Annotated in this window: 8 protein-coding genes and 1 pseudogene; 5 read left to right on the top strand and 4 right to left on the bottom strand. The window is 46.1% G+C overall.

Annotated features, from left to right (window positions below):
- From tyrS to lysS, 4 genes are all read right to left on the bottom strand, one after another.
- The coding region (gene tyrS, locus F8H35_RS05420) for a tyrosine--tRNA ligase (protein WP_472572526.1) at positions 1-737 on the bottom strand (737 nt) is incomplete at its 3' end.
- Positions 691-1209, bottom strand: a complete 519-nt coding sequence (locus F8H35_RS05415) for an N-acetyltransferase (RefSeq protein WP_472572525.1) — start codon at positions 1207-1209, stop codon at positions 691-693. The genes tyrS and F8H35_RS05415, both read right to left, overlap by 47 nt.
- On the bottom strand, positions 1210-2439 hold the full coding sequence (locus F8H35_RS05410; protein ID WP_472572524.1) for an ABC transporter permease: 1230 nt from the start codon (positions 2437-2439) through the stop codon (positions 1210-1212).
- The gene (gene lysS / locus F8H35_RS05405; RefSeq protein WP_472572523.1) at positions 2436-3989 is read right to left on the bottom strand and encodes a lysine--tRNA ligase; all 1554 of its coding nucleotides are present in this window, start codon (positions 3987-3989) and stop codon (positions 2436-2438) included. Before lysS ends, F8H35_RS05410 begins: the two co-directional genes overlap by 4 nt.
- A 104-nt stretch (positions 3990-4093) precedes the next feature.
- Here lysS and F8H35_RS05400 point away from each other — a divergent pair, with 104 nt between their 5' ends.
- The 5 genes and pseudogenes from F8H35_RS05400 to F8H35_RS05380 form a co-directional block, all read left to right on the top strand.
- Complete coding sequence (locus F8H35_RS05400; RefSeq protein WP_472572522.1) at positions 4094-4879, top strand: MlaE family ABC transporter permease; 786 nt, start codon at positions 4094-4096, stop codon at positions 4877-4879.
- The gene (locus tag F8H35_RS05395) at positions 4876-5652 is read left to right on the top strand and encodes an ABC transporter ATP-binding protein (RefSeq protein ID WP_472572521.1); all 777 of its coding nucleotides are present in this window, start codon (positions 4876-4878) and stop codon (positions 5650-5652) included. The genes F8H35_RS05400 and F8H35_RS05395 overlap by 4 nt, the downstream gene beginning before the upstream one ends.
- A complete protein-coding gene (locus F8H35_RS05390) occupies positions 5645-7228 on the top strand; it encodes an MlaD family protein (RefSeq protein ID WP_472572520.1) in 1584 nt (527 codons plus the stop codon). Before F8H35_RS05395 ends, F8H35_RS05390 begins: the two co-directional genes overlap by 8 nt.
- The gene (gene hisH, locus F8H35_RS05385; protein ID WP_472572519.1) at positions 7225-7842 is read left to right on the top strand and encodes an imidazole glycerol phosphate synthase subunit HisH; all 618 of its coding nucleotides are present in this window, start codon (positions 7225-7227) and stop codon (positions 7840-7842) included. The genes F8H35_RS05390 and hisH overlap by 4 nt, the downstream gene beginning before the upstream one ends.
- 96 nt (positions 7843-7938) lie before the next feature.
- A pseudogene (locus F8H35_RS05380) lies at positions 7939-8467 on the top strand (CRISPR-associated endoribonuclease Cas6); the annotation flags it as partial.

The following is an 8467-nucleotide window of genomic DNA, read 5'->3' as shown; positions in this document are numbered from 1 at the left end:
TTTCCAAACTGTTCTTCTGGAGGCTCTAAAATCCCGATGTAGTTCCCCAAAGACTTGCTCATCTTCTGAACGCCATCAAGCCCTTCTAAAATGGGCATCATAATGCAGACCTGTTCTTCCTGACCAAACTCCCTCTGAAGGTGCCTTCCAACTAACAGGTTGAACTTCTGATCTGTTCCACCAAGCTCAACGTCTGCCTTTAACTCAACGGAGTCGTAACCTTGAAGGAGGGGGTAGATGAACTCATGAATGTGGATGGGTCTTCCCTCTCTGAACCGTTTAGAGAAGTCGTCTCTCTCAAGCATCCTTGCAACTGTGTATTTGGACGTAAGTTTTATAAGGTCTGTGGCTGTCATTGATCCGAGCCACTCGCTGTTGAAGACAACAACGGTTTTTTCAGGGTCTAAAATCTTAAAGACCTGCTGGGCGTAGGTTTCTGCGTTCTTTAAAACCTGCTCTCTGGTTAAAGGCGGCCTTGTCTCGTTCTTCCCCGTTGGGTCTCCAATCATTGCCGTAAAGTCACCAATGAGGAAGTAGACCTCGTGGCCTAATTCCTGAAAGTCCCTCAGCTTCCAGAGTAGAACGGTGTGACCCAAGTGAAGGTCTGGGGCTGTAGGGTCAAACCCCGCCTTTACCCTCAGCTTCCTTCCGCTCTTTAGCTTCTCTAAGAGCTCCTCTTCGTTTATTATCTCAGCGGTTCCCCGCTTTATGATTTTCAGCTGCTCTTCCGGCCTCATTTTCTCCTTCTCCGCTAAGGTTTATCTCCATTGCAGTCTCATCGCAGCTTGGAAATTTAACACAGTTTATACAGTCCCTCCAGATTTTATGGGGAAGGAGCTCCTTATCTATAACCTGAAATCCCAACTTCTTGAAGAACTCAACCTGATAGGTTAGAGTGAAAACTCTGTTTATTCCGAGCTCTTTTGCCTCTTTAAGGGCTGTTTTGACAAGGGAGCTCCCAATCCCTTTCCCCGTGTGCTTGGGAGAGACGGCTAAAGACCTGACCTCCGCAAGGTTTTCCCAGAAAACAGTTAGAGCACAGGTTCCAAGTATCTCTCCCTCTTCCTCGTAAACCCAGAAGTCTCTGATGTTCTCGTAAATACTGTGAATAGTCCTCGGAAGCATAAGGCCCAACTTTGCATACTCGTTTATGAGGAACTGGATGGCTTCAGCGTCTTTAATTCTGGCCTTTCTTATCTTCCCCTTCAATCACTCCTCTCCCATCCTCAGAACTTTAACAGGGTCCATCTTTGCCGCCCTCAGAGAGGGGTAGATTGTGGCTCCAACGCTTATCAGTATAGCAGCAACGGCGGCAACAACGCAGTCAAACGGGTGGAGCTTAAAGGGCAGGTGGTCTATGTAGTAAACGTCCGGCGGAAGCGGAATCAGCTTGAACTTCTCTCCCAAGAGAGAAACGGAAATCCCTATAACCTCGCCGATAACAGTTCCGATTAAACCAATTATGAAACCCTGAAATATAAAAATCTTCAGTATGAAACTGTTTAACGCTCCTACTGTTTTCAGTATTGCTATTTCCCTTGCCCTTGAGTTTACATTCATCATGAGAAGGCTTGAGATGTTGAAAGATGCAACGATAACAATGAGGGTTAAAATCAGAAACATCGCAAGTTTTTCAAGTTTCAGGGCTGAAAAGAGGCTTTTGTTTAGAGATATCCAGTCTTCCGCCGTGTAGTCTTTTCCTAAAGTTCTCTCAATTTCCCTCTCAACGGTTTTCACGTTTTCCAGCCTGTCAACCTTTACCATTATTCCCGTTGCAACGTCGCCAAATCCAAAGTCCTTCTGAACGGTCTTGAAGTGAGCAAGGATTAGTGAGGAGTCAAACTGATACATTCCAACTTCAAATATCCCAACAACGGTGTAGGTGGCAGTTCTAGGGATTACTCCAAAGGGGGTTTTCCTTCCCATTGGGGAAATGAGCTTTATCCTGTCTCCTAAAGTAACTCCAAGGGTCTCTGCAAGCTGGTTCCCGATTACAACACCCTTCGGGTTTTTCTTGAAGAGCTCCCAGTCTCCAAGTATCAGGTGCTTTGGTATTGACGTAACCTGAGGCTCCTTGTCTGGAATGCAGCCCCGGAGAGCTCCGCTTGAAGCGGAGGTAACGGAACTGCTCGCCGCCATTACAGGAACGTATATAAAAGGCTCCGTTCCAACAACGTGTTTCAGTTCAGAGATTTTTCTCTCAGCATAGTCGTAGCGGTAGAAGGGCTTTCCGTCTCTCCTCATAACTATTATGTCTGCGTTTGCAGAGAGGAGCCTCTCTTTAATTGCGTCCTGAAATCCTGTCATAACAGAGTTGACGATTATAAGGGCGGCAACGCCCACAACTACGCCGAAGACGGCAATGATAAAGGCAAAAGAGAGGTAGCCCTTACGGAAGCTTAACCCCCTAAGGGCTAACCACCTTAAAAGCGGGTTCATTCTTCCTTCTTCTCCGGCTCAACTTCACATATCTCCTCTCCGCACCTCTTCTCCGGGCGGAGCTGAGGGAAGAGCAGAACCTCCCTGATGGAATCTTTATCTGTAAAGAGCATTACTAATCTGTCTATTCCAATTCCCTCGCCGGCAGTTGGGGGCATTCCGTATTCAAGTGCCGTTATGAAGTCGGCATCGTATTCCATCGCCTCTTCGTCCCCCTTTGCCTTCTCCTCAAGCTGCTGCTTGAACCTCTCCTCCTGCTCTTTCGGGTTGTTGAGCTCCGTATAGGCGTTTGCAATCTCCCTTCCGAAGACAAAGAGCTCAAACCTCTCAACAAGCTCAGGGTTTCCCCTCTTCTCCTTTGCAAGCGGAGAAATGGCCTTGGGGAAGTCTATAACGAAGGTTGGCTGGATGAGTTTAGGCTCAACCAGGGCCTCAAAGAGCTCCTGGACTCTCTTAAAGTGGGAGAGTTCCTCAGTCCTCTCTATTCCTAACTCCTTTGCCTTCTGAAGAACCTTCTCCTCGTCGTGGAGGAGCTCCTCCTCCGTAAGGCCTGTTTTCCTGGAGAGCTCACCAAGGTATGAAATCCTCCTGAAGGGTCTCTCAAACGAGATTTTCGTTCCCTGATACTCTATCTCACGAACGCCCTTTCCGAATATCTCGTCTAAGAGGAACTCAAAGAGCTCCTCGGTCATCTCCATAAGGTCGTTGTAGTCGGCGTAGGCCATGTACCACTCAATCATCGTAAACTCGGGGTTGTGGCGGGTAGATATTCCCTCGTTCCTGAAGTTCTTTCCAAGCTCGTAAACCCTCTCAAAACCGCCAACTAACAGCCTCTTCAGGTAGAGCTCCGGCGCAATCCTCAGGTAAACGTCTATGTCTAATGCGTTGTAGTGGGTAATGAAGGGCCTTGCGGCGGCTCCAGAGGCTATGGATTGCAGGATGGGGGTCTCAACCTCAATAAAACCTCTGCTATCCAGGAACTCCCTTATCTTTTTGATTACCTTTGTTCTCGTCCTGAAAATCTCCCGAACTTCCGGGTTAACGATTAAATCTAAATACCTCTGGCGGTAACGCTTCTCTGTATCCTTTAAGCCGTGCCACTTCTCGGGGAGAGGCCTTAAAGATTTTGTGAGAGGAATAAGCTCCTTAACCTCTAAAGTGAGCTCTCCGGTTCTCGTTCTAAAGAGAGTTCCTTTAACTCCTACAATATCCCCAATGTCAATCAGCTTCTTGAAAACTTTGTTGTAGAAGTCTGCTCCAACTGTGTCTCTCCTTATGTAGCACTGAATTTTTCCAGACTCGTCCTGAATGTGGAAAAAGGCAGCCTTTCCCATAATCCTCATAGACATGATACGGCCGGCCAGTGAAAACTCCTCTTTGGGGAGCTCCTCACTCTCCCTTTCTTCTTCATTCTTTACTTTTCCGAACTTTCCAAGGAGCTCCCCGGCCTTAGCGTTAACCTCATACCTGTATGCGTAGGGCTCGTAACCAAGCTCTTTCAGTTTTTCAACCTTCTCCTTCCTCTGCTCTAAAATCCTCTCTTCAGCCATACTTCTCTCCTTTATCTGAAAGTAAACCTGACAATTTTAATACTTGCTTTTTGTATAATCCAAAGGGCTTAAGAAACAACTTTAAAATCCTGAGGCTGAGTAAATTGTTTGTAAAACTCCTTGAGGCAATAGGCAGTGCTGTTCTCTCATTCTTAGAGTTCTGGGGAAGGTGGTTTCTACTTTCAGTTAAGGCACTCTCACTTGCATTTAAAAAACCTTTAAGGATAAAGAGGTACATCTACTACCTTGCAGATATTGGAGCCGGTTCAACTCCAGTTGTGGGAATTACATCTCTCTTTACAGGGGGAGTTATCGCTCTTGAAACCTACAACGCATTCCACAGGTTCAACGCCGAGTATATGATAGGCGCAGTTGTTGCAATTTCAATGGCCAGAGAGCTTGCACCTGTCCTCTCTGCACTCCTTGTAACTGCCCGTTCTGGCTCAGCAATGGCCGCAGAGATTGGAACTATGAGGGTAACGGAGCAGATAGATGCCTTAGAAATGATGGCCGTTAACCCGGTTAAGTTCCTGATAACTCCCAGAATTTACACTTCAATCGTTTCTTTAGTTCTCCTTACGATAATTGCCGACATAATCGGCTACATAGGTGGCTATTTGGTAAGCGTTTACCTCTTTGGAGTCAATAAAGTTCTCTTTATCCGATACACACAGAACCTTGCAGAGATGGACGACGTTTACCACGGCCTGATAAAGGCAGCAGTTTTCGGATTTCTCCTTTCAACGATCAGCTGCCTCTACGGTTACTACACAAGGGGCGGAGCAAAGGGAGTTGGGGAGTCTACAACCAAAGCGGTTGTTTCGTCATCTATGGCAATTCTCATATTTGACTACCTGATTACATACATCTTGAGGCTCTTTAACCTATGAGAGAAAAGGCAATTGTTGTTGAGAACCTGAAGAAGCGCTTCGGTAAGAAGGTTGTTCACGACGGGGTCTCGTTTACCGTTTACGACAGAGAGATATTCGTCGTTATGGGGCCTTCCGGAACGGGAAAGAGCGTTCTCTTAAAGCAGATTGCAAGGCTCATTGAGCCAGACGAGGGAAAAATTCTCGTTTACGGAATGGACGTTTTAAACCTTAAAGATGAAGAGCTTGAGAAGTTCAGAGAGACGTTAACCTACGTTTTCCAGAGCGGAGCTCTCTTTGACTCCTACCCGGTCTGGTACAACGTGGCCTTTTACCTGATAGAGAAAAAGGGGGTAAAGGAGAAGGTTGCAAGGGAAAAGGCCAGCTACTACCTCTCACTTTTGGGTCTTTCCGGAACTGAGGAGCTATACCCTTCGGAGCTCTCCGGCGGTATGAGAAAGAGGGTGGCTGTGGCGAGAGCTCTCTGCATGAACCCTAAATGCATCCTTTTTGACGAACCAACAAGCGGTTTAGACCCAGTTATGACTGCCGTTTTAGACAGGCTTATAATTAGACTCAGAAACGAGTTCAACAAAACCTGCGTTGTTGTAAGCCACGACGTCAACAGCGCTTTCAGAATAGCAGACAGGATAGCAATACTCTTTAAGGGAAAAATAGTGGAAATAGGAACGCCGGAAGAGATAAGAAACAGCCGGAACCCCGTTGTAAAACAGTTCATCAACGGAGAACCGGAAGGACCGATAACAGAAGTTCTGGAGCAGGAAGATGGGTAAGCTCTCATTAGAGGCAAAGGTCGGAGCCTTTGTTGTAGCCGGACTTGTAGGCCTCGGGATAATAGCAACAACATTAGAACCTCTGAAATTCCAAAGGGGGAAAGTTTCACAAGTTTACAAAATTTACTTCAGAAACGCCGCCGGCCTTGAGAAAGACGCCCCCGTAAGAGTTGCTGGAGTTACAGTTGGTAAAGTTTTAAGCGTTGGAGTAAAGGACAGTAAGGCAGAAGTTGAAATAGTCTTCACAAAACCGGTTAAGCTCTACAAAAACGCCGTCGCAAAGATTGAAACGATGGGACTTATGGGAGAAAAATACGTTGAGATAGAGCCCGGCCACCCACCTGCTCCACCCCTTCCCCCCGGCTCAACGATAGAGAACACTCAGGTTCCGGCCTCTATGGATGAAGTAATGTCTTCACTGAACCAGCTCTTAACAAAGTTCAACCAGGCACTGATAACTCCCGACGGTAAAAACAGACTTGCAATTATTATGGACAGGGTTGCACAGCTTACTAAAAGCGTAAACTCTGTTGTTAACAACTTAAACACTGTAGTAACAGAGAACAGAGAAAATATCAAGAAAGTCCTTGAAAACGCCCTTGCACTTTCAGAAATGCTTAAGGAAGATTTACCGCAGATACTTGATAACGTTAACACCCTCACAACTCAGCTCTCCGAAATGACCCTTGAGAACAGACAGGACATAAGGCAGATAGTTGTCAATCTGAAAGAGGCTACGGCAAAAGCTCCACAAATAGCCCAGAACCTTGACCAGCTTACAAGAAGACTCCAGAGCCTCTTAAGCGAAAAGGACACCCAGAACATAAAAGAGACAGTAGCAAACATAAAGGAAACAACAGAGGAGCTGAAAGAGATACTTGCTAAAGTCAACGAGGGTAAGGGAACGATAGGAAAGCTCTTTAACGACGAGAAACTCTACCAGAACCTTTCAAAAACAACGGAAACCCTTGGGAAACTTGCTGAAAAGGTTGAAAAGACAAAGACCTTTATCGGCTTCAGAGGAGATGTAAATACCAGAACCGGTGAAGGCCGTGGAGTGTTCACTTTTAAGATTGTTCCGTCCAGAGACCACTACTACCTATTGGAAGTTGTCGGAGACTCACAGGGTAAGGTTGAGAGGAAGAAGTACTACGTAAACTACGGCTCATCTCCCCACTGGCAGGAGGAGATAGAGACAAACTACAGAACGGAGTTTACCCTTCAGTATGCAAGGGTCTTTGACGATAAGTGGCTCCACCCCGGCTCAAAGATTGTTCTGAGGGGCGGTTTAAAGGAGAGCACAGGCGGTTTCGGCTTAGACTACATCTACAGCCCGAAACTCATCTTCACATCAGACCTGTGGGATACAGGAAGGAAGGACTCAGACGGAGACGACATACCTCCCCACCTGAGAGTTGGTGCTAAATACTTCTTCAAGAAGAACTGGTTTGTTTACGGCGGTGGAGACGAGCTCCTCTACCACAAGTGGCGTGGTGCCTACCTTGGGTTCGGTGTTCTCTTTGGAGACGAGGATATTAAATACCTCTTAGGTTCAATGCCCGGGGGTATCAAGTGATAGCCGTTGTAGACTACGGAATGGGAAACCTGAGGAGCGTGAGCAAGGCGATAGAGCACGTTGGTGCAGACGTTAAAGTAACGAGAAACCCTCAAGACCTGAAAGACGCTAAAGGAATTGTCCTACCGGGAGTTGGAGCTTTTAAAGACGCAGTAAGGAATTTAAAGGAGTTCGGACTCTGGGAAGCTATTATCAGGGAAGTTGAAAAGGGGAAACCATTTTTAGGTATCTGTTTAGGACTTCAGCTTCTCTTTGAGAAGAGCTACGAGTTTGGAGAGACGGAGGGCTTCGGTTTTATAGAGGGAGAGGTTGTAAGGTTTGAACTTCCCAAAGATTTCAAGATTCCCCACATGGGCTGGAACCAGGTTTATAAGAAGAAGGATTCGGAGCTCCTCAAAAACATAAAAGAGGGAGAGTTCTTCTACTTCGTCCACTCCTACTACGTGAAGCCGAAGAATAAAAACGTTGTTCTGACAGAAACGGACTACGGCATCTACTTTACCTCTTCTATTGAAAAGGAAAACATCTTCGCCACACAGTTCCATCCGGAGAAGAGCCAGAAGGCGGGTCAGAAACTCCTTAAGAACTTCGTTAATATAATAGAAAGGGCTTAGTAGAGTTATAAAAGTGCAGCCTTGCTGAATCTTCTGCAGGACACCCAACACCCATAGTTTAGTATGGTATACTTTTATCTAATATGGGAGGGGATTTTGAGATTTAGAATTCTCTTTGAGACGCCTAAACTGCCCGTTATCTACAGGCACAGAGTAGTATCGCTAATTAAGGAAGCTCTTAAAAAATCTGACCCTGAGCTTAAAACCGAGCTATACGATAGAACAACGCCAAAACCTTTTACTTTCAACGTTTCTCTCCCTCAAAACTACAAAATGGTAAAAGAGCCTGTTCAGATAGATTCAGAGTTTACTCCTGAGAAATTCACTCAGTTAAGAGAATTTCCCGTTTTTGAGTTTGAGGAGGGAGCTCCCCTCTCCCTCTGGATAAGCTCCTCAGACTACCGGTTTTTAATCTCCCTCTTCAACGGGCTCATGAGCATGGAAAAGTTTGACTTCAGCGGAAATGAAGAGATGCTGGTAGGCGGAGAGAGGCTTAAATGGAAGTTTAAGAGAGTCTTTCTAATCAGAAACAGGCCGATAACAAAAGGAGAAATAACTGTAAAGACCTGCTCGCCTATTTTGGTTGAGAAGAAAGAGGGCAACAAAAAGGTTCCTGTAACTGTTG

The organism is Thermovibrio sp. (assembly GCA_015488335.1).
Taxonomy (GTDB): Bacteria; Aquificota; Aquificia; order Desulfurobacteriales; family Desulfurobacteriaceae; genus Balnearium.
Note: the sequence above shows the minus strand (reverse complement) of the source record. Positions and strands in the feature narration are given on the sequence as shown.